We start from the raw sequence: 20,901 nt of genomic DNA, 5'->3' as shown, positions 1-20,901 counted from the left end.
GTTACCGTACTGCGATCAGACAACCACTTCGACGCACTCCCCCGGCGGGCGACCCGACACCCGTTCGGTCTCCAGTGCGCTCTGCAGGATCACGACGGCGGCGGCCTGGTCGATGCGGCCGCGACCCTTCTTCGCGCTCACCCCGGACGCCCGCATGGACTGCGCGGCGGTGACGGTGCTCATCCGCTCGTCCACCAGCCGGACGGGGACCGGCGCGACGCGGCGGGCCGTGTCCTGGGCGAAGGCGCGCACCTTGGCCGCCGCCGGGCCCTCCTGCCCGCCGAGCGAGCGGGGCAGGCCGACCAGCACCTCCAAGGGCTCGTACTCGGCGACGAGTTCGGCCAGGCGGCGCTGGGCGGCGGGACGGTCCCGCCCGGGAACCGTCTCGACCGGGGTGGCGATGAGCCCGTCGGGGTCGCACGAGGCGACCCCGATCCGGGCGTCACCGACGTCGACGGCCAGGCGGCGGCCCCGGCGCATCAGGACCCGACCAGGCTCTCGCCGACCTGCCGCTCCACGGCGGCCAGCGCCTCGTCGACGGCGGCCGGGTTCTGGCCGCCGCCCTGGGCGATGTCCGGCTTGCCGCCACCGCCGCCGCCGAGTGTCTTGGCGGCGGTCCGCACCAGGTCACCGGCCTTGAGACCGCGCTCGCGGGCGGCCTCGTTGGTGGCGATGACCGTCAGCGGACGGCCGTTCACCACACTGAACAGGGCGACGACGGCCGGCCGGTCGCCGGGGATGCGGCCCCGGACGTCGAGCACGAGCTTGCGCAGGTCGTCGGCGGCGGTGCCGTCGGGCACGCGGCCGGCGGCCACGGCCACGCCCCGCACGTCCCGGGCACCCTCGGCCAGCCCGGCGGCGGCCTGGAGCACCTTCTCGGCGCGGAAGCGCTCGATCTCCTTCTCAGCGTCCTTGAGCCGGGTGAGCATGCCGGAGATCCGCTCCGGCAGCTCCTCGGGACGGCCCTTGACGAGGTCCGTGAGCTGCGAGACGACGGTGTGCTCCCGGGCGAGGAACTGGTAGGCGTCCACGCCGACGAGGGCCTCCACCCGGCGCACGCCGGAGCCGATGGAGGACTCGCCGAGCAGCTTGACCAGGCCGAGCTGGGCGGTGTTGTGCACGTGGGTGCCGCCGCACAGCTCCTTGGAGAAGTCCCCGATGGTCACGACGCGGACGCGCTCGCCGTACTTCTCGCCGAACTCCGCGATGGCGCCCTGCTTGCGGGCCTCGTCCATCGACATGACCTCGGCCGTGACGTCCAGTTCGCGGGCCAGGACCTCGTTGATCCTCTGCTCGACGTCGGTCAGGACACCGCCGGGCACGGCAGTGGGCGAACCGAAGTCGAACCGGAACCGGCCAGGGGCGTTCTCCGAGCCGGCCTGGGCGGCGGTGGGGCCGAGCGCGTCGCGCAGGGCCTGGTGGGTGAGGTGGGTGGCGCTGTGGGCGCGGGCGATGGCGCGGCGGCGCACGACGTCGATGACGCAGTAGCCGGACGAGCCGACGGTGACCTCGCCGACCTGGACGACGCCCTTGTGCACGCTGACGCCCGGCACCGGCTGCTGGACGTCGCGCACCTCGATGACGGCGCCGCCGTCCAGGCGGATGCGGCCGGTGTCGGCGAGCTGGCCGCCGCCCTCGGCGTAGAAGGGCGTGCGGTCGAGGACGACCTCCACCTCGTCGCCCTCGTGGGCGGCGGGGGCGGAGACGCCCTGGACGAGCAGGCCGACGACGGTGGCCTCGCCCTCGGTGTGGCGGTAGCCGGTGAACTCGGTCGCCCCGGCGGAGTCGGCGACCTCGCGGTAGGCGGAGAGGTCGGCGTGGCCGGTCTTCTTGGCCTGCGCGTCGGCCTTGGCCCGCTCACGCTGCTCCTGCATCAGGCGGCGGAAGCCCGACTCGTCCACGGAGAGGCCCTGTTCGGCGGCCATCTCCAGGGTGAGGTCGATGGGGAAGCCCCAGGTGTCGTGCAGGAGGAAGGCCTGGTCGCCGGAGAGGACGGTGCCGCCCTTCTCCTTGGTCTCGGTGACGGCCGTGTCGAGGATGTTGGTGCCGGCCTTGAGCGTCTTGAGGAAGGCGGCCTCCTCGGTGAGGGCCACGGTCTCGATGCGCTGGCGCTCGGTGAGCAGCTCCGGGTACTGCCGGCCCATCGTCTCGACGACGACGTCGACGAGGGCTCGGGCGACCGGCTCCTGGGAGCCGAGGATGCGCAGGTTGCGGATGGCGCGGCGCATGATGCGGCGCAGCACGTAACCGCGGCCCTCGTTGCCGGGCGTGACGCCGTCGGCGATCATCATGACCGAGGTGCGCAGGTGGTCGGCGATGACGCGCAGCGAGACGTCGCTCTCGTGGGCGGCTCCGTAGCGGACGCCGGTCAGCTCGGTGGCCTTGTCGATGACGACGCGCAGGGTGTCCGTCTCGTACATGTTCTGGACGCCCTGGAGGATCATCGCCAGGCGCTCCAGGCCGAGCCCGGTGTCGATGTTCTTGGCGGGCAGGTCGCCGAGGATCTCGAAGTCGTCCTTGCCGGTGCCCTCGCCACGCTCGAACTGCATGAAGACCAGGTTCCAGATCTCCACGTAGCGCTCGTCGTTGACGGCCGGGCCGCCCTCCTTGCCGAACTCCGGGCCGCGGTCGTAGTTGATCTCCGAGCACGGGCCGCAGGGGCCGGGCACGCCCATGGACCAGAAGTTGTCGGCCTTGCCCAGGCGCTGGATGCGCTCGGCGGGGACGCCGACGACGTCCCGCCAGATGCGCTCGGCCTCGTCGTCCTCGTCGTAGACGGTGATCCACAGCTTCTCGGGGTCGAGGCCGTAGCCGCCGTCGGCGACGGAGGAGGTGAGCAGCTCCCAGGCGAGCTTGCAGGCCCCTTCCTTGAAGTAGTCCCCGAAGGAGAAGTTGCCGCACATCTGGAAGAAGGTGCCGTGCCGGGTGGTCTTGCCGACCTCCTCGATGTCCGGGGTGCGCACGCACTTCTGCACGCTCACGGCCCGGTCGTAGGGCGCCTTGACCTCGCCGAGGAAGTAGGGCTTGAAGGGCACCATGCCGGCGTTGACCAGGAGGAGCGTCGGGTCGTCCGCGATCAGCGACGCCGACGGCACGACGGTGTGCCCACGCTCCTCGAAGAAGCTCAGCCAGCGGCGGCGGATTTCAGCCGACTCCATCAGTGGTCCTCTTTTCCGGTCGTTCGGTGGGGCAGGCCGCGCTCGGCCCGCGGACGGCTCCCGGACAGCGTCCGGGGGCTGGGGGTGGCGGTCAGGTAGGTGGGCGCAGGTGCGTCCGGGTCGTCGTTCAGACCGAGGGCCTCGTTGAGCTCGTGCTCGCGCTGCGCCATCCCCGTCCGGACGTCGGCAGCGAGCTCCCGGAGCCGGTTCCCGGTGACGACGGCCCGGTCCGCGGCGCGCACCGCCAGCGAGTCGGGCGCCAGGGTGCGCAGCTTGCGGTTGACCTTGCTGGTGGCCCAGACGCCGGCGGCTGCGCCGGCCGTGAACCAGAACGTGCGGCGGAACATGGGTGGTTCAGTCCTTCCCGCCTCGGCGGATGCGGCCGCCGCGCCGGGCACGGGGCACCCGGCGGCCGACGACGACGGTCTTGGGGGGCTCGGCCGCGGCCCCACCCCTGCGCCCGAGCGCCCGCCGGACGCCGTAGCCGAAAGCGGCCACCTTGACCAGCGGGCCGCCGAAGGTGGTCGAGACGGTGGAGGACAGGGCGGAGGCGTTGGCGGTGACCTCCTGGACGTCGGCCGCGATGGCGTCCACCCGGTCGAGCTGGGTCTGGGCGGAGCGCACGGTGGCCGAGGCCTCGCCGAGCAGCGGCACGGCCTGTTCCGTCACGCCGGCCACCAGCTTGGTGGCCGCCTTGAGCGTCTGCGCGAGCCTCACGAGCACGACGGCGAGGAACGACACGAGGATCGCCCAGAAGACCGCCACGAGGAGGCCGGCTACCTCAGCACCGGTCACGCTGCACCGCTTCCGTCGGGTTCAAGTCCAGGTCCCGACCTTATCGCGCCGAACCGACGGCCCCGTACCGCATTGTTGGGCGAGGCGGACCCGTCGGATTCCGCGGAGGCCACGCCCGCCCCGGCACCGGGACGGCGAAGCTCCCCCGCACGGCGTGCGGGGGAGCTTCGCACCCGGGTCAGCGGGCGTAGTACTCGACGACCAGCTGCTCGTCGCAGATGACCGGGATCTCCTTGCGGTTGGGGTCGCGGTCGAGGCGGAACGCGAGCGCCTGGAGGTTGACCTCCAGGTACCGGGGCGTCTCGCCGTCGGGCGCGTACCCGCCTTCGCGGGCGACCTGGAACGGGTACTTGTCGCGGCTGCGCTCGCGGACCTGTACGACGTCGTCCGGGCGGACACGGAAGGACGGCTTGTCGACCTTGCGGCCGTTCACCGCGATGTGGCCGTGCACGACCATCTGCCGGGCCTGGTAGATGGTGCGGGCGAGGCCCGCCCGCAGGACGAGCGCGTCCAGTCGGCGCTCCAGCTCGACGATGAGCGCCTCGCCCGTCTTGCCCTCGACCTTCCGAGCGCGGTCGTAGGCACGGACCATCTGGCGTTCGCTGATGTCGTACTGGGCGCGCAGGCGCTGCTTCTCCAGCAGCCGGACCTTGTAGTCGCTGGTCTGCTTGCGACCGCGGCCGTGCTCGCCCGGCGGGTAGGGGCGCTGCTCGAAGTACTTGACGGCCTTCGGGGTCAGCGCGATGCCGAGCGCACGCGACTTCTTGACCTTGGGACGCGACTGGTTCACGTTGAACGGACCTCCGTGTAAGTTAGGTGAGGCTTACCTTAGCGGAGGAGAACGCTGTGTTTCGACCTGGGATCCCCCTGCCCGGCACCGATGACGACGCCGCGGTGGGTCAGCCGCGTCCCGCGGAAGAAAGCGCCGGCCGGCCTGATGCCGCCGAGCGCGTACGTACCCTCGTGGACTCCAGCGTATCGGCAGTCCTGGCCATTCCCGGGGCCGAGCCCGGCGGACTCGGCTCGACGCTGCCCCTGGCCCGGGCCGTCACGCCCGACGGCGACGTGGTCGTGCTGGTCGGGGCGGAGTCCTCGGCCGCCCGGGCCGCCGCCTACGCCCAGGACGACGACGTCGTCGCCGTGATGGACATCACGGACGTCGCCCCCGTCTCCGTCCCGCAGCGGGTCCGCGGCCACGCCCAGATCGGCGGCTGGCTCACCACGGTCCGCGGGGACGACGAGCTCGCCCTCGCGAGTGCGCTGCTGGCCGACCGGCTGCCGCCGGAGCCGCCCGGTGGTGCCCCGGAGCGCGTGGCGCTGCGGCTGGAGTTCGGCGAGGCCGTCGTGGAGGACCTCTGGGGCGAGGGGCACGTCGAGCCCGAGGAGTTCGCCGCCGCCCGGCCCGACCCGCTGGCCCGGCACGAGGCGGACCTGCTCCAGCACCTCGCGGCCGCCCACGAGGAGCGCGTGCACGGCCTCTGCGCCCTGCTCGGGGAGCGCGGTGCGGGCTGCGCCGCCGCGGCCCTGCGCGCCGTTCCCCTCGCCCTGGACCGGTTCGGGCTGCGCGTGCGCTACTGCGCCCCGGCGGGCGAACAGGCCGAGCCCTTCGACGTGCACTTCCCCTTCCCCGGCCCGGTCGCCGACGTGGCGGGGCTGCGGCGCGCCATGCACCGCCTCTTCGACGCCGCCGAGGAGTGCTGAGCCCGTCCGGTGCCCCGCCTGGGCAGGGATGCCGCTTCACGCACGACGCGGGCAGCGGGGGGCTCGCGCGCGGTTCCCCGCGCCCCTACGGGGCGGCGTCCTGCTCGCCGCGCAACCGGGCCCGCACGCGCTCGGCCACGTCCGCGTAGCGGGCCTCCGCGCCGTAGCGCGTCGGCTCGTAGTACCGCGCCCCGTGCACGCCGTCGGGCGCGTACTGCTGTGCCGCGATACCACCCGGCAGGTCGTGCGGGTACTGGTAGCCGGCGCCGTGACCGAGCTTCTTCGCCCCGCCGTAGTGGCTGTCCCGCAGATGCGCGGGAACGGGCCCGGCCTTGCCCGCCCGGACGTCGGCCAGCGCGGCGTCGATCGCGGTGTAGGCGGCGTTGGACTTGGGGGCGAGCGCGAGGGCGATCGTCGCCTGGCTGAGGGTGATCCGCGCCTCGGGGAAGCCGATCATCGCGACCGCCTGGGCGGCGGCCACGGCCGTCTGGAGGGCCGTGGGATCGGCGAGCCCGATGTCCTCGCTGGCGGAGATCATCAGCCGCCGCGCGATGAACCGTGGATCCTCACCGGCCTCGATCATGCGGGCCAGGTAGTGCAGCGCCGCGTCCACGTCCGAGCCGCGGATCGACTTGATGAGGGCGCTGGCCACGTTGTAGTGCTGGTCACCGTCGCGGTCGTACGTCACCGCCACCCGGTCGACCGCCTCCTCCAGCGTGGCCAGGGTGACGGCCGACTCCCCCTTGGCCAGCGCGGCACCGGCACCGGCCTCCAGGGCGGTCAGCGCCCGACGGGCGTCGCCCTGCGCGATGCGCAGCAGATGGGCCTCGGCGTCCTCGGGCAGGGTGACGGAGGCCGCCAGCCCGCGCTCGTCCGCGACGGACCGGCGCAGCAGCCCGCGCAGGTCGTCGTCGGTCAGCGGCTCCAGCGTCAGCAGCAGTGAGCGGGACAGCAGCGGGGAGATCACCGAGAAGTACGGGTTCTCCGTGGTCGCGGCGATGAGCGTGACCCAGCGGTTCTCCACGGCGGGCAGCAGGGAGTCCTGCTGGGCCTTGGAGAAGCGGTGGATCTCGTCGAGGAAGAGGACGGTGTCCTTGCCGTAGGCACCGGACGAGCGGCGGGCGCCGTCGATGACGGCCCGCACCTCCTTGACCCCGGCCGTGATGGCGGACAGCTCCACGAAGCGCTTGTCCGTGGCTCGGCTGACGACGTACGCCAGCGTCGTCTTCCCCGTGCCCGGCGGGCCCCACAGCAGCACCGAGGACGCCCCGGCCGGGCCGCCGTCGCCCTCCCCCACCAGCCTGCGCAGCGGGGAGCCACGGCGCAGGAGATGCCGCTGGCCCACCACCTCGTCCAGGGTGCGCGGACGCATCCGCACGGCGAGCGGACTCGCGGCGGGGTCCTTGGACTGGCGTTCCTCGGCGGCGGCGGTGAACAGATCGGGCTCCACGGCCGCAACCCTAGGTCACGCCACTGACAGCGCCCGCACGCCGGGCACCGGGCTCAGCCGACCCAGAAGTACCACCACTTGGTGAGGATCAGCATGCCGATGATCCCCACGTGGGCCACGGGGAAGACCCAGTGGAACTCCAGGAACAGCTTGCGCAGCCCCTCCGGGGCCGGGACGAGCCGGTGCCTGAGGTTGAACCAGAGCGTGTACCAGAACATCGTCAGCGTCGCGACCCAGGCGAGGCAGCACCACAGGCACAGCGCGTTGATGTTGTACAGCGACTGGTACATCAGCCAGGTGCAGAAGGACACCCCGAAGAAGGTGCCGCCCAGCAGGCTGCGCCAGAACCACGGCCGGTAGCGCGCCCCGGCCAGCAGCCCGGCACCGATCGCGATGACCACCCCGTAGGTGACCAGGCCGAGCATCGGGTTCGGGAAGCCGAACGCCTCGGCCTGGTCACTCTCCATGACGTCGCCGCAGGAGACGATGGGGTTGAGGCTGCAGGCGGGGGTGTACTCGTTCCCCGCGACCCTGGCCTCGAGAAGGTTGAACTTGTCGTTCGTGATGACCCAGGCCGCGAGCAGACCCGCGAAGCCGGTGACGACGAGCATCCAGGCGAAGGCCCGGCTCGCGGCCAGCGTGAGCGGCGACCGCTCCGCGTCCTCGGTGGCATCGCTGCTCTCGGCGGAGGGTGCCGTGTGGGTCATCATCGCGCTCGTCGTCCCATCGTCCGGGTCTGCTGGTCCATTGTGGCCCAACGAGTCAGGGGTCAGCTCAGTTTCGCCCGGACGACCTCGACGACGGAAGACAGCGGCACCGGTGACTGCTCACCACTGTCGAGATCCTTGACCTGGACGACGCTCTCGGCCAGATCCCGCTCGCCCAGCACCAGGGCGTAACGGGCGCCGGACCGGCCGGCGGACTTCATGGCGTTCTTGAGCCCCTTGCCACCGTAGGCGAAGTCGGCGGCGATCCCGCAGCGGCGCAGCTCGGTGAGCACGCCGAACAGCACGCGACGCGCCTCCTCGCCCACGGGCACGGCGTAGACGTCCGTCGACGACCGGGTCTCCAGCGCGACGCCCTCGGCCCGCAGGGCCAGCACCGTGCGGTCCACCCCGAGCGCCCAGCCCACCGAGGGAAGGGCGGGGCCGCCGATCATCTCGGAGAGCCCGTCGTACCGCCCGCCGCCGCCGATCGCCGACTGCGCGCCAAGCCCGTCGTGCACGAACTCGAAGGTGGTCCGCGTGTAGTAGTCCAGCCCGCGCACGAGCTTCGGGTCGTCCTCGAAGGCCACACCCGCCGCCGTCAGGAGCTCCCGCACCTGCTCGTGGTAGGACTTGCAGCCCTCGCACAGGTGGTCGCGCATGAGCGGCGCCCCGGCGAGCTGCCGCTGCACGGCCTCCCGCTTGTCGTCGAGCACCCGCAGGGGGTTGATCTCGATGCGCTCGCGGGTGGCCTCGTCCAGGTCGAGGGCGCGCAGGAAGTCCTGGAGCGCGGCGCGGTAGCGGGGACGGCACTCGGCGTCGCCCAGCGAGTTGAGCAGCAGCCGGAAGTCGCTGAGCCCCAGCGAGCGGTAGGCGTCCACGGCCAGGATGATCAGCTCGGCGTCCAGCGCCGGGTCCTCGGCGCCCAGCGCCTCGGCCCCGACCTGCGAGAAGTGCCGGTAGCGGCCCGCCTGCGGACGCTCGTAGCGGTAGTAGGAGCCGGAGTACCACAGCTTCACCGGCAGCGCCCCGCGGTGCAGGTTCGCCTGGAGGGCCGCCCGCAGCACGGAGGCGGTGCCCTCGGGACGCAGGGCCAGCTCGTCGCCGCCCTTGGTGGTGAGCGTGTACATCTCCTTGGTGACGATGTCGGTGGAGGCTCCGACACCGCGGGCGAACAGCTCCACCTGCTCGAAGCCCGGCGTCTCGACGTACCCGTACCCGGCGCGCCGCAGCGGCGCGGAGATCGCCTCGCGGACGGCGAGGAAGTCGGCCGAGTCCGGCGGGATCAGGTCGTACGTGCCCTTGGGGGCGGAAAAGGTGCTCACGGAAGTCTTCGTCACATTCCTCGTCGTGGAGCGATGAAGCCATCGGCTCCGCGGCCGGCGGCGACCTCCCGCAGGAACGGGTTGGCGGCACGCTCACGGCCGATCGTGGTCTGGGGGCCGTGCCCGGACAGGACCACCGTCGAGTCGTCCAGCGGCAGGCAGACGCGCGCCAGCGACCGCAGGATCTCGGCGGGGTCGCCACCGGGCAGATCGGTGCGTCCGATGGAGCCGGCGAACAGCAGGTCGCCCGAGAACAGCACCGGCGGGATGTCGGCCTGTTCCGGCAGCGAGAAGGTCACCGACCCCTGGGTATGGCCGGGGGCGTGCGAGACGGTCAGCTCCAGGCCCGCCAGCGGCAGCCTGGCGCCGTCGGTCAGCTCGTGGACGTCGTCCGGCTCGCCGACGGTCAGGTCGCCCAGGAGCTGCTGCCCGATGGCCCGCCCGAGGCCCTTCTCCGGATCGCTCATCATGTAGCGGTCGTCCGGGTGGATCCAGGCGGGGACGTCGTGCGCGCCGCACACGGGGACGACGGAGGCGACGTGGTCGAGGTGCCCGTGGGTCAGGACGACGGCGACCGGCTTGAGCCGGTGCTTGGCGATGGTCTCCTCGACGCCCTGGGTGGCCTGGTGGCCCGGGTCGATGATCACGCACTCCTCACCGGCGGCGGGGGCGACCAGATAACAGTTGGTCCCCCAGGCCCCGGCGGGGAACCCGGCAATGAGCACGATCGTCCTTCAGTCGTCCGACGGTGATGAGGTGTCCGACCAGAGCCTACCGGCGCCGCCGGTCCCGTCGCGAACCCGTATACGGTACGGGGCACGTCACAGCAGCAGGCAGCCGCACCGAGGCGGTGCGGGCCAAAGGAGGAGACGGTGGTCACCAAGGAGCAGCGGCGCAAGCAGCTCGCGCGGCAGAAGCACCTGCGACGGCAGCAGCGGCACGAGGCCGCCCGTCGCAAGGCCCGGCTGCGCAACGGGATCATCGCCGCCGCCCTGGTGGTCGCGCTCGGCGCGGGCGGGGTGGCCGCCGCCGTCGGCGCCTTCGAGGGCGAGGCGGACACGGGCAAGCCCGCCGAGGACACCGCCCAGCAGGCTCCCGACCCCTGCGCCGAGCCCGCGAAGGGCGAGCCGGGCGACAAGCGGTGGGAGGAGGAGCCGGAGATGGCGATCGACGCCTCGGCCTCCTACACCATGAGCCTGGCCACCACCTGCGGCGACATCGAGATCGCCCTGGACGCCGAGAAGGCGCCGCGCACGGTCAACTCCTTCAGCTTCCTCGCCGGCGAGGGCTACTTCGACCACACCCCCTGCCACCGTCTCGTCGACCAGGGCATCTTCGTGCTCCAGTGCGGCGACCCGACGGGTACGGGCAAGGGCGGGCCCGGCTACACCCTTCCCGACGAGAACCTGAAGGACCCGGCGGTCCAGGACGGCGTCTACCCGGCGGGCACCGTCGCCATGGCCAACACCTACAACGCCCAGCTCGACGAGGGCCGGAACACCGGCGGCAGCCAGTTCTTCCTCGTCTACGAGGACAGCAAACTGCCACCGGACTACACGCCGTTCGGGCAGATCACCCAGGGCATGGACGTCCTGAAGAAGATCGCCGACGCGGGCTCCACGGTGGACCCGCAGATCCAGGCCACCGTCCCCAACGCGACCGTCGTGATCGACAAGGCCACGGTCGCCGAGAAGTAGCCCCGCCCCCGGCTGTCCGCGCCCGGTGACCCCACCGCCCGCGGGCAGCCGGGCGTACCGTGCCACAGGCCCCGGCCCACCCCGGCCGCCGTCGGCACCCCGGTGAGTCCCTGCGCACCACGGACTCGGCCGCTCCCCCGCCCCCGAAGGGCACCCCGCTGCGCACCGACAGACACCGCAGCCGACACGCCGACAACGAGCCCGGAGACGGAAGACGACCACCCGCACACTCGCCACCCCCGTACCCGGGACGCCGGACCCCGCACCCGCCCACCAGGCCGCCCCGGACACCCCGCACCACGCGTCCCTCCGGCCCGCCCCCGCGCGCTGCGGTACCCGACTCCGCACGACCAGCCCGGGCCGCGCCCGACAGAGCGACGACGCGCCCGGAGACGGAAGACGGCGACCCGCACATCCCCGTCACCGAACCACAGACGCCGGACCCCGCCCCCGGTATGTTGGCGGTGTGCAGGGAGCCTGCTCCGGCCAGGTGACCAGCACGGTGAACATCGGATGCCGGACGAGACCGTGGACGATGCCGGGGGCGTGTGGTGCCCCGCCGGTGTCATGTGGAGGAGGCGCTGTGAGCAGCGACCCGTGGGGCCGCGTCGATGAGACGGGGACCGTTTACGTGCGGACGGCCGACGGCGAGCAGGTCGTGGGATCGTGGCAGGCCGGCTCCCCGGAGGAGGCCCTCGAGTACTTCAAGCGGAAGTACGAGGGGCTGGTCGTCGAGGTGGGCCTCCTGGAACGACGAGTGAAGACCACCGACCTGTCCACCAAGGACGCCATGACCGCGATCGAGCACCTGCGGGAGCAGGTGGACGCGCACCACGCGGTCGGTGACCTGGACGCGCTGCGCAAGCGCCTGGACGAGCTGACCACCCGGGTGGAGGCTCGCAAGGAGGAGCGCAAGGCGCAGAAGGCCAGGCAGGCCGAGGAGGCGCGGCGGGCCAAGGAGGAGCTGGTCGCCGAGGCCGAGGAGCTGGCCCGCAGCGACCAGTGGCGGGCCGCGGGCGAGCGGCTGCGCGGCCTGGTGGACACCTGGAAGGGGCTACCGCGGCTGGACCGCAAGTCGGACGACGAGCTGTGGCATCGCTTCTCGCACGCCCGCTCGGCGTTCTCCAAGCGGCGCAAGGCGCACTTCGCCGCGCTGGACGCCCAGCGGGAGGAGGCCAGGCAGCGCAAGGAGAAGCTCGTCTCCGAGGCGCAGGCGCTGTCCGGCTCGACGGACTGGGGCGCGACGGCGGCCCGTTACCGCGAGCTGATGCAGGACTGGAAGGCGGCCGGCCGGGCGCAGCGGGAGCACGAGGAGGACCTGTGGCAGCGGTTCCGCGCCGCCCAGGACGTGTTCTTCCAGGCCCGCAGTGAGGTGTTCGCCGAGCGCGACGCCGAGCAGCGGGAGAACCTGGCGCGGAAGGAGGAGCTGGTCGCCGAGGCGGAGAAGCTGCTGCCGGTGACCGACCTCAAGGCGGCGCGGTCGGCGTTCCGGTCCGTCAACGAGCGGTGGGACGCGATCGGGCACGTGCCCCGGGACGCGCGCTCCCGCATCGAGGGCCGGATGCGCACGGTGGAGCAGGCGATCCAGCAGGCCGAGGAGGCCGAGTGGCGCCGCACGAACCCGGAGGTCCGGGCCCGGGCCGCGGGGCTGACGGGTCAGCTGCAGGACGCCGTGGACAAGCTGCGCGCCGACATCGAGGCGGCCCGCGCCGCGGGCAACTCCGCGAAGGCGGAGAAGCTGGAGAAGGAGCTGGCGGGTCGCAAGGCCCTGCTCGACCAGGCCCTCAAGGGCATGGAGGAGCTCGGCGGCTGACGGCCGACGCCGGGTCGTGCGCCCGGGGCGCGGTGGCTTCGGCTCGCCGCGCCCCGGGCGCTTCGTCGTTCCGGGCGGTGCGGGGCGCGGCGTCGGAGCCTACGGGCGGCGGGCCGAGGTGACGCGGTAGACGTCGTACACGCCCTCCACGCCGCGGACGGCCTTGAGGACGTGGCCCAGGTGCTTCGGGTCGCCCATCTCGAACGTGAAGCGGGACGTCGCCACCCGGTCGCGGGACGTCTGCACGGCTGCGGACAGGATGTTGACGTGCTGGTCCGACAGCACGCGGGTGACGTCGGACAGCAGCCGGGAGCGGTCGAGCGCCTCCACCTGGATCGCGACGAGGAAGACCGAGGACTGGGTGGGCGCCCACTCGACCTCCAGGATGCGCTCCGGCTCCCGGGAGAGGGCGTCCACGTTGACGCAGTCGGCACGGTGGACGGAGACGCCGCTGCCACGGGTGACGAAGCCGATGATCGGGTCGCCGGGGACCGGAGTGCAGCACCGGGCGAGCTTGACCCACACGTCGTCGGTGCCCTTGACGATGACGCCCGGGTCCGCGCTGCTGCGGCGCTTGGTGCGGCGGCGCATCGGCGGTTCGGTCTCGGCGATGTCCTCGTTGGCGGCCTCCTCGCCGCCGAGGGCCTGCACGAGCTTCTGCACGACGTTCTGCGCGGTGACGTGGCCCTCGCCGATGGCCGCGTAGAGCGAGGAGATGTCGGGGTAGCGCATCTCGTGGGCGAGGGTGACCAGCGAGTCCCCGGTGAGGATGCGCTGGATCGGCAGGTTCTGCTTGCGCATCTGCCGGACGATGGCGTCCTTGCCGTGCTCGATGGCCTCGTCGCGGCGCTCCTTGGAGAACCAGCCGCGGATCTTGTTGCGGGCCCGCGGTGACTTGACGAAGCTCAGCCAGTCCCGGGAGGGGCCGGCGCCGGGCGCCTTGGAGGTGAAGATCTCCACGGTGTCGCCGTGGTCGAGCGTCGACTCCAGCGGGACGAGCCGCCCGCCCACCCGGGCGCCGATGGTGCGGTGGCCGACCTCGGTGTGCACGGCGTAGGCGAAGTCGACGGGGGTGGCCCCGGCGGGGAGCGCTATGACGTCGCCCTTGGGTGTGAAGACGAAGACCTCGTTGCGGGAGAGGTCGAAGCGCAGGGACTCCAGGAACTCGCCCGGGTCCTCCGTCTCCTTCTGCCAGTCCAGGAGCTGCCGCAGCCAGGCCATGTCGTTGACGGCTTCCTTGCCGCCGCCCTTGCCGCGTCCCGCGGTGTCGCTGCGGACCTTGGAGGCGCCGGCGACGGCCTCCTGCTTGTACTTCCAGTGCGCCGCGATGCCGTACTCGGCGCGGCGGTGCATGTCATAGGTGCGGATCTGGAGCTCGACCGGCTTGCCGCCGGGCCCGATGACCGTCGTGTGCAGCGACTGGTACATGTTGAACTTGGGCATCGCGATGTAGTCCTTGAACCGCCCCGGCACCGGGTTCCACCGTGCGTGCACGGTGCCCAGGGCCGCGTAGCAGTCGCGGACGGTGTCCACGAGGACGCGGATGCCCACCAGATCGTAGATCTCGGCGAAGTCACGGCCCCGCACGATCATCTTCTGGTAGACGCTGTAATAGTGCTTGGGCCGCCCCGTGACGGTGGCCTTGATGCGCGCGCCGCGCAGGTCGCCCTGCACCTCGTCGACGACGGTGGCCAGGTACTCGTCCCGCTTGGGGGCGCGTTCGGCGACGAGCCGCACGATCTCGTCGTACATCTTGGGATAGAGGATCGCGAAGGCGAGGTCCTCCAGCTCCCACTTGATGGTGTTCATGCCCAGCCGGTGGGCCAGCGGCGCGTAGATCTCCAGCGTCTCGCGGGCCTTCTGCTCCTGCTTCTCACGGCGCAGGAAGCGCATGGTGCGCATGTTGTGCAGCCGGTCGGCGAGCTTGATGACCAGCACACGCGGGTCCTTGGCCATGGCGACGACCATCTTGCGGACCGTCTCGGCCTGCGCGGCCTCGCCGAACTTGACCTTGTCCAGCTTGGTGACGCCGTCGACGAGCAGGGCCACCTGGTCGCCGAAGTCCCGGCGGAGGGTGTCCAGGCCGTACTCGGTGTCCTCGACGGTGTCGTGCAGGAGGCCGGCCATCAGCGTCGCCGGGTCCATGCCCAGCTCGGCGAGGATCGTGGTCACGGCGAGCGGGTGGGTGATGTACGGGTCGCCGCTCTTGCGCTTCTGGCCGCGGTGCCAGCGCTCGGCCACCTGGTAGGCGCGCTCGAGCTGGCGGAGCGTGGCTGTGTCGGCCTTCGGGTCGTTGCCGCGCACGATACGCAGCAGGGGCTCCAGCACGGGGTTGTAGGGGCTGGAGCGCTGCACACCGAGCCGGGCCAGCCGGGCCCGCACGCGGTTGGACGAGCCGTAGCGGCCGGAGACGCCGGAGATGGCCCGCGTCGGAGTAGCGCCACGGACGGGGGCCGCCGAACCGGACCCGTCGCCCTTCGACGGGGCGGGCCGCGCGGCGGGCCCGGTGTCCGCGCCGCGGGCGGTCGGGGCAGCCCCTTCCGCCCGCGGCGCGGAACCGGCGCCCGGCCGCGCCGGGGCGCCCGTGTCCTCTCGCTCGGCGGCGGTCAGTCGCTGGGCCTCGTCTGGCAAGAGCTCTCCTTGGACGGTCCGGCCGGAAACGGCTGGACTGCCATGGTATCGAGCCCTGCCGGGGAGAACCGCCCTAGACCGTGACCAGGGCGTCCAGCGGGGCTCCGGCCAGGGCCGTCTCAACGCGCGGACGGCCCGCGAGGAAGCCCAGCTCCATCAGGACGCCCATGCCGGCCACCTCGGCGCCGGAGCGCCGGACGAGGTGGACACCGGCTTCGGCGGTGCCGCCGGTGGCCAGGACGTCGTCGATGATGAGCACCCGGTCACCGTCACGGAGGTCCTCCGCGTGGATCTCGATCTCGGCGCTGCCGTACTCGAGGTCGTACGCCTGCCCCAGGGTGGCCCCGGGGAGCTTTCCGGCCTTGCGGACGGGCACGAAGCCCACCCCGGCGCGGACGGCCACCGGGGCGCCGAGGATGAAGCCGCGCGCCTCCAGCCCGACGATCTTCGTCGCCCCCAGTTCCGCGCACCGGGCGGCCAGGGCCTCGGTGAGGGCGGCGAAGGCCACCGGGTCCGCCAGCAGCGGGGTGATGTCCTTGAACACCACCCCCGGCTTCGGGTGGTCGGCCACGTCCCGGATGCGGCTCAGCAGCAGGCCCGTCAGGTCCTCGGTGCGCTGGGGCGGCACCGGGCCGGTCACGCCGGTCACCGGCGCCTCCCCGCCGAGCCGCCGCGGGCGCGCCCGGTGCGGGGACCGCCCGGACGGGACGCGGTCGCGGCTGCGGCCCCGGCCGGGGCGACCTCCGCGGGCTCCGGGTCGTCCTGGGCGTCCGCGGTGTGCGCCGCGCCCTCGGCCCCGTCCTCGTCCACGGCGTCCCGGCCCTCGGCATCGCCCGGGTCGGCCTTGGCGCGCTTGGAGAGGACCCGACGGTCGTGGCGCTTGACCTCGGGCTGGCCCTTCTTCAGGTCGACCACGATCGGGGTGGCGAGCATGATCGAGGAGTAGGTACCCGCGGCGAGACCCACGAACAGCGACAGCGCGATGTCCTTGAGCATGCCGCCGCCGAGCAGCCCGGCGCCGATGATCAGCAGACCGCCGACGGGCAGCAGGGCGACCACCGAGGTGTTGACCGAACGGATCAGCGTCGCGTTCAGGCCGCGGTTGGCCAGCTCCGCGAACGTCCAGCGGTTCTGCTTGTTGAGCGTGCGGGTGTTCTCGTTGACCTTGTCGAAGACGACCACGGTGTCGTAGAGCGAGTAGCCGAGGATCGTCAGGACGCCCACCACCGTGCCCGGGGTGACCTCGAATCCCACCAGGGCGTACACGCCGACGGTGATGACGAGGTCGTGCAGGAGCGCGGCGAGGGCGGCCAGCGCCATCCGCCACTCGAAGGTGATCGCCAGGTACACACTGACGAGCACCAGGAAGATCACCATGCCGGTGAGCGCCTTGCTCGTCATCTGGTCGCCCCAGCTCGGGCCGACCAGCTCGGCGTTCAGCTCACCGGTCTCCAGGCCCAGGTCCTGCGCCAGCTCGCCGCGGGCGGCGTTGGACGTCTCCGTGTCCAGACCCGTGATCGTGATGCGCAGGGCGTCGTTGCCGAGCCGCTGCACCCGGGCGTCGTTGCCCGTCGCCTCCTCGGCCATGGACCGGGCGTCCTCGATGGACACCTGGGTCGGCGGCGTCGTGAAGACGGCGCCGCCCTGGAACTCCACGCCCATGAACAGGCCCTTGCCGCCCAGACCGGCCAGCGAGATGGCGATCATGATGACGGAGACCAGGTACCAGATCTTGCGCCGGCCCACGAAGTCGTAGGCGGCCTCGCCGCGGTACAGCTTGGCACCGAGTTCGCCGATACGGGACATCTCAGGCCTCCTTCGGCTCGGCCGTGGTGGACGGCGCGCGACGGCGCCCGCGGATGGGCGGCTGGGCTCCCAGCCGCTTGGGGTCCAGCCCGGACCAGCGGTGACCGCTGGAGAAGAACGGCCGGGCCGCCAGGATGCTCGTCAGCGGCTTCGTGAGCAGGAAGACCACGAGGACGTCGAGCAGCGTCGTCAGGCCGAGGACGAACGCGAAGCCCTGGACCGAGCCGACCGCGGCGAAGAACAGCACCACGGCGGCCAGGAACGAGACGACGTCCGAGATCAGGATCGTGTGCCGGGCGCGGGGCCACGCCCGCTCGATGGCCGGGCGGATGGAGCGGCCCTCGCGGACCTCGTCCCGGATGCGTTCGAAGTAGACGATGAACGAGTCGGCGGTGATGCCGATCGCCACGATGGCGCCGCACACGGCAGGCAGGCTCAGCGCGAAGCCGATGGCCGGGCCGAGCAGCGACATGATCACGTACGTCAGACCGCCCATGGCGAGCAGGCTGGCGATCGCGACGAGCGACAGCGCCCGGTAGTAGAAGAACAGGTAGACCACCACGAGGGCGAGCCCGATGGCGCCGGCGATGAGCCCGGCCTTGAGCTGCTCGCCGCCCAGGGACGGCGAGATCGTGAGGACGTTGGCCTCCTCGAACGTGATCGGCAGCGCACCGAACTTCAGTACGTTGGCCAGGTCCGCGGCGGAGTCCTGGTTGAAGCTGCCGGTGATCTCGGCCTGGCCGCCGGCGATCCGCGAGGACACCGACGGTGCGGAGACGACCTGGCCGTCCAGGGTGATGGCGAACTGGTTCTGCGGCTGCGGCAGCGCCGAGATGCGGCCGGTGACGTCGGCGAACTTCTTGCCGCCGCCGTCCGTGAAGTCCATGGTCACGAGCCAGATGCCGCGCTGTTGGTCGAAGGCGGCGTCCGCGCCCTCGACCTGGGTGCCGGGCACCTCGACGGGGCCGAGCACGTACTTGTAGGCGCCGTCCTGGTCACAGGCGACGACCTGCTCGGAGGGCTCGGCGGCGGCCACCGCCTGGCTGGCCTGGGCCCGGCCCTTCCTGGTGGAGCAGTCGAGCTGCTGGAGCTGCTGCATCAGGGCCGCGGCGCCCTCGTCCGCCGCGGGCGGCTCCGGAGAATCCTCGGGGTCCTGCTCGGGCTTCTTCTCGCCCGCGGCGCCCTCCTCGCCCGCGTCGGCGGTGGCGCTCGGGTCGGGCGAGGGCGACTCGTCGGTCACCGGGCCGAGCCGGCCGCCCTGGGCGTCGGGCTGGTTCGACTCACCGGCGTCCCCGGAGGGCGCGGTCTCGGGCTTGTCCTCGCCCGCGGCGCCGTCGTCCTCCGGCTTCTCCTCGCCGTCCTCGGGCTTCTCCTCGCCGTCCTCCGCGGCGCCGTCCTCCGTCTCCGGGGACTCGGCCGGGTCCGGTACGGGCGCGCCGGCGGGCACGGCGTTCAGCACCGCCCGGAAGCCCAGCTCGGCGGTGGTGCCGACCTGCTCCCGGGCCTGCTCCTCGTCCGTGCCCTTCGGGATGTTGACGATGATGTTGCGGTCACCCTGGGTCTTGACCTCGGCCTCGGAGACGCCGAGCCCGTTCACACGGCGCTCGATGATCGAGACCGCCGTGTTCATGTTGGCCTCGTTGACCGCGCTCTCCTTGCCAGGCCGGTCCACGGCCGCGAGGGTGATGCTGGTGCCGCCGGCGAGGTCGATGCCCAGCCGGGGCGTCGTCGCCCCCGAGAGGAACATCCCGCCCGTGAGGACGGCGGTCAGCGCCAGCATCAGCGTCAGCGCCCGCCACGGTTTCCCCTGCGCCCCAGGGACCCTCCGGCGCTTCTTCGGTGTTGCCACCTTGTCGTTTCTCCCTGTCCGGCCGCCCGCGCGCGGTGGTCGCCGCGTGGCGCGCGAAGTGGTGTGCGAACGTGCGTCGCCGCCGGACCGGTAGGCCCGGCGGCACGGGGGCCTACTTCTTCTGGCCGTCCTCGCCGTCGCGCTCGGTGTCCTCGGACTCCCCGTCCGCGTTGTCGGCGGGGGCCGGGCCGCTCTCCTTGCTGAGCCCGATCTTTCCATCGCCGTCCTCGTCGGCGGAACCCACCGGACCGGTCAGAGTGGAGGCGTCGTCGGGCACCACAGGGGCGTCGTCGCCCTCGGCGTGGGCGCCGTGGACGATGCGGTCGAACTCCTCGTCCTCCAGCACCGCGCCCACGGCGTTCTTGGCGTAGAGGGCGTGCACGCCGGGGGCGACCTCGAGGGTCACCGTGTCGTCGCCGACCTCCTTGACCCGGGCGTACATGCCACCGATGGTGCGCACACCCGTACCCGGCTGCATCTGATCACGCATCTGCATGGCCTGCTGCTGCTTCTTCTTGGCCGATCGCGTCATCAGGAACATGAAGCCGATCAGGATGAGGAGAGGAAGGAGAAATGCGATATCCACGGCGGAAAGATGTCCTTTGCAAGGCCGCGAGCGACCTGGGGGGTGTATGAGGATGGGTGAGCCGGCCACAGGGACGGCATCGGCGGAGTCTAAGGGAGGCCCCACCGGTGGAACAACGTCCAGCATGGCACCCCGGTTCCGCGAACCACGAATACCGGGCGCTTCCGCTGCCGGATGTCCGGGGAAAAACCGCCACCGAAACCGGTTGCGGGGGCGGCCGCCGCTTCACCCGTCCTGACGCACGCCGGCGCCCGGGGCGACGTCAACCGTCGAACAGCCCGCCCTGACCGGGAGGGGCGGCCGGCGACCCGGCGGCGGGCGTGGGCGGGGTCAGCCCCAGGTGTGCCCAGGCGGCCGGGGTCGCGACGCGGCCCCGGGGCGTACGGGCGAGGAGGCCCTCCCGCACGAGGAAGGGCTCGGCGACCTCCTCGACGGTCTCCCGCTCCTCCCCCACCGCGACGGCCAGGGTGGAGACGCCGACGGGCCCGCCGTTGAACAGCTTCAGCAGCGCCTGGAGCACCGAGCGGTCCAGCCGGTCCAGGCCGCGCTCGTCGACCTCGTACACGGCCAGGGCCTGGGCGGCGATCTCCCGGGTGATGACGCCGTCGGCCTTGACCTGGGCGTAGTCGCGCACGCGGCGCAGCAGCCGGTTGGCGATGCGCGGGGTGCCCCGCGAGCGGGAGGCGATCTCGGCCGCGCCCTCGGCGTCCGCCTCGACGTCCAGCAGCCCCGCGGAGCGGTGGAGGACGCGCTCCAGCTCGGGGCGCTCGTAGAACTCCATGTGCGCGGTGAAGCCGAAGCGGTCGCGCAGCGGCGGCGGCAGCAGCCCGGCCCGGGTGGTGGCGCCGACCAGGGTGAACGGCGGGAGCTCCAGCGGAATGGCGGTGGCCCCCGGCCCCTTGCCGACGACGACGTCGACCCGGAAGTCCTCCATCGCCATGTACAGCATCTCCTCGGCGGGACGGGACATGCGGTGGATCTCGTCCAGGAAGAGCACCTCGCCCTCCTGGAGGGAGGAGAGGATCGCCGCGAGGTCGCCCGCGTGCTGGATGGCGGGGCCGGAGGTGATCCGGATGGGGGCGCCCATCTCGGCGGCGATGATCATGGAGAGGGTGGTCTTGCCGAGCCCGGGGGCACCGGAGAGGAGCACGTGGTCCGCGGTGGCGCCGCGCTGCCGGGCGGCGCGGAGCACGAGGTCGAGCTGCTCGCGCACCTTGGGCTGACCGACGAACTCGGCGAGCGTCTTGGGGCGCAGCGCCGCCTCGACCGCGGTGTCGTCGGTGTCGGCGCCGGCCCCGACGAGCCGCTCGCCGCCGTGCGGCGTCCCCTCGCCCGGCGGCTCGTGGCCGTGGTCCTGTGCGCTGTGGTCGTCCCAGGTCATGCTCG

General features: G+C 72.4%; 18 protein-coding genes. 3 read left to right on the top strand and 15 right to left on the bottom strand.

Going from position 1 to position 20,901, the window contains the following annotated elements; translation table 11 throughout:
• Window positions 1-15: 15 nt before the first annotated feature.
• The 5 genes from ruvX to rpsD all read right to left on the bottom strand — a co-directional run bounded on the left by ruvX (window position 16) and on the right by rpsD (window position 4,743).
• Window positions 16-480 carry a Holliday junction resolvase RuvX gene (gene ruvX, locus HPT28_RS06790; RefSeq protein WP_219090023.1) on the bottom strand — a complete coding sequence of 155 codons (465 nt, stop codon included), beginning with the start codon at window positions 478-480 and terminating at the stop codon, window positions 16-18.
• Window positions 480-3,158 carry an alanine--tRNA ligase gene (gene alaS / locus HPT28_RS06785; RefSeq protein ID WP_219090022.1) on the bottom strand — a complete coding sequence of 893 codons (2,679 nt, stop codon included), beginning with the start codon at window positions 3,156-3,158 and terminating at the stop codon, window positions 480-482. Before alaS ends, ruvX begins: the two co-directional genes overlap by 1 nt.
• Window positions 3,158-3,505 (bottom strand): DUF6167 family protein, encoded by a 348-nt coding sequence (locus HPT28_RS06780; protein ID WP_219090021.1) that lies wholly within the window; start codon window positions 3,503-3,505, stop codon window positions 3,158-3,160. Before HPT28_RS06780 ends, alaS begins: the two co-directional genes overlap by 1 nt.
• A gap of 7 nt (window positions 3,506-3,512) precedes the next feature.
• On the bottom strand, window positions 3,513-3,953 hold the full coding sequence (locus HPT28_RS06775) for a DUF948 domain-containing protein (protein WP_219090020.1): 441 nt from the start codon (window positions 3,951-3,953) through the stop codon (window positions 3,513-3,515).
• Window positions 3,954-4,131: 178 nt separating this feature from the next.
• On the bottom strand, window positions 4,132-4,743 hold the full coding sequence (gene rpsD, locus HPT28_RS06770; protein WP_219090019.1) for a 30S ribosomal protein S4: 612 nt from the start codon (window positions 4,741-4,743) through the stop codon (window positions 4,132-4,134).
• A gap of 197 nt (window positions 4,744-4,940) precedes the next feature.
• Here rpsD and HPT28_RS06765 point away from each other — a divergent pair, with 197 nt between their 5' ends.
• Entirely contained in the window at window positions 4,941-5,654 is a 714-nt protein-coding gene (locus HPT28_RS06765; RefSeq protein ID WP_219090079.1) for a DUF2470 domain-containing protein, read from the top strand.
• 85 nt (window positions 5,655-5,739) lie between these two features.
• On the opposite strand, the gene HPT28_RS06760 is transcribed toward HPT28_RS06765, so the two are convergent.
• The 4 genes from HPT28_RS06760 to HPT28_RS06745 are packed head-to-tail and all read right to left on the bottom strand — an operon-like array spanning window position 5,740 to window position 9,858.
• Window positions 5,740-7,104, bottom strand: a complete 1,365-nt coding sequence (locus HPT28_RS06760; RefSeq protein ID WP_219090018.1) for a replication-associated recombination protein A — start codon at window positions 7,102-7,104, stop codon at window positions 5,740-5,742.
• A gap of 53 nt (window positions 7,105-7,157) precedes the next feature.
• Window positions 7,158-7,814 (bottom strand): vitamin K epoxide reductase family protein, encoded by a 657-nt coding sequence (locus tag HPT28_RS06755; RefSeq protein WP_219090017.1) that lies wholly within the window; start codon window positions 7,812-7,814, stop codon window positions 7,158-7,160.
• Window positions 7,815-7,873: 59 nt separating this feature from the next.
• On the bottom strand, window positions 7,874-9,133 hold the full coding sequence (gene hisS, locus HPT28_RS06750) for a histidine--tRNA ligase (protein WP_219090016.1): 1,260 nt from the start codon (window positions 9,131-9,133) through the stop codon (window positions 7,874-7,876).
• A gap of 11 nt (window positions 9,134-9,144) precedes the next feature.
• Entirely contained in the window at window positions 9,145-9,858 is a 714-nt protein-coding gene (locus HPT28_RS06745; protein WP_219090015.1) for an MBL fold metallo-hydrolase, read from the bottom strand.
• 147 nt (window positions 9,859-10,005) lie between these two features.
• Here HPT28_RS06745 and HPT28_RS06740 point away from each other — a divergent pair, with 147 nt between their 5' ends.
• On the top strand, window positions 10,006-10,830 hold the full coding sequence (locus tag HPT28_RS06740; RefSeq protein WP_219090014.1) for a peptidylprolyl isomerase: 825 nt from the start codon (window positions 10,006-10,008) through the stop codon (window positions 10,828-10,830).
• 583 nt (window positions 10,831-11,413) lie between these two features.
• A complete protein-coding gene (locus HPT28_RS06735; RefSeq protein ID WP_219090013.1) occupies window positions 11,414-12,643 on the top strand; it encodes a DUF349 domain-containing protein in 1,230 nt (409 codons plus the stop codon).
• 99 nt (window positions 12,644-12,742) lie between these two features.
• Here HPT28_RS06735 and HPT28_RS06730 read toward each other — a convergent pair whose 3' ends face one another.
• From HPT28_RS06730 to ruvB, 6 genes are all read right to left on the bottom strand, one after another.
• The gene (locus HPT28_RS06730) at window positions 12,743-15,274 is read right to left on the bottom strand and encodes a bifunctional (p)ppGpp synthetase/guanosine-3',5'-bis(diphosphate) 3'-pyrophosphohydrolase (RefSeq protein ID WP_219090012.1); all 2,532 of its coding nucleotides are present in this window, start codon (window positions 15,272-15,274) and stop codon (window positions 12,743-12,745) included.
• 73 nt (window positions 15,275-15,347) lie between these two features.
• Window positions 15,348-15,923: an adenine phosphoribosyltransferase gene (locus HPT28_RS06725; protein ID WP_308119113.1), complete on the bottom strand. Its 576-nt coding sequence runs from the start codon at window positions 15,921-15,923 to the stop codon at window positions 15,348-15,350.
• Window positions 15,920-17,080, bottom strand: a complete 1,161-nt coding sequence (gene secF / locus HPT28_RS06720) for a protein translocase subunit SecF (RefSeq protein WP_219090011.1) — start codon at window positions 17,078-17,080, stop codon at window positions 15,920-15,922. The genes HPT28_RS06725 and secF overlap by 4 nt, the downstream gene beginning before the upstream one ends.
• A gap of 1 nt (window position 17,081) precedes the next feature.
• Window positions 17,082-18,929 (bottom strand): protein translocase subunit SecD, encoded by a 1,848-nt coding sequence (secD, locus tag HPT28_RS06715; RefSeq protein WP_219090010.1) that lies wholly within the window; start codon window positions 18,927-18,929, stop codon window positions 17,082-17,084.
• A gap of 112 nt (window positions 18,930-19,041) precedes the next feature.
• Window positions 19,042-19,515 (bottom strand): preprotein translocase subunit YajC, encoded by a 474-nt coding sequence (gene yajC / locus HPT28_RS06710; protein WP_219090009.1) that lies wholly within the window; start codon window positions 19,513-19,515, stop codon window positions 19,042-19,044.
• Window positions 19,516-19,777: 262 nt separating this feature from the next.
• Complete coding sequence (gene ruvB, locus HPT28_RS06705; RefSeq protein ID WP_219090008.1) at window positions 19,778-20,896, bottom strand: Holliday junction branch migration DNA helicase RuvB; 1,119 nt, start codon at window positions 20,894-20,896, stop codon at window positions 19,778-19,780.
• Between the last annotated feature and the right edge of the window lie 5 nt (window positions 20,897-20,901).

The organism is Streptomyces sp. JJ38 (assembly GCF_019303475.1).
Lineage (GTDB): Bacteria > Actinomycetota > Actinomycetes > Streptomycetales > Streptomycetaceae > Streptomyces.
This window is presented reverse-complemented; position numbering and strand designations above follow the sequence as displayed.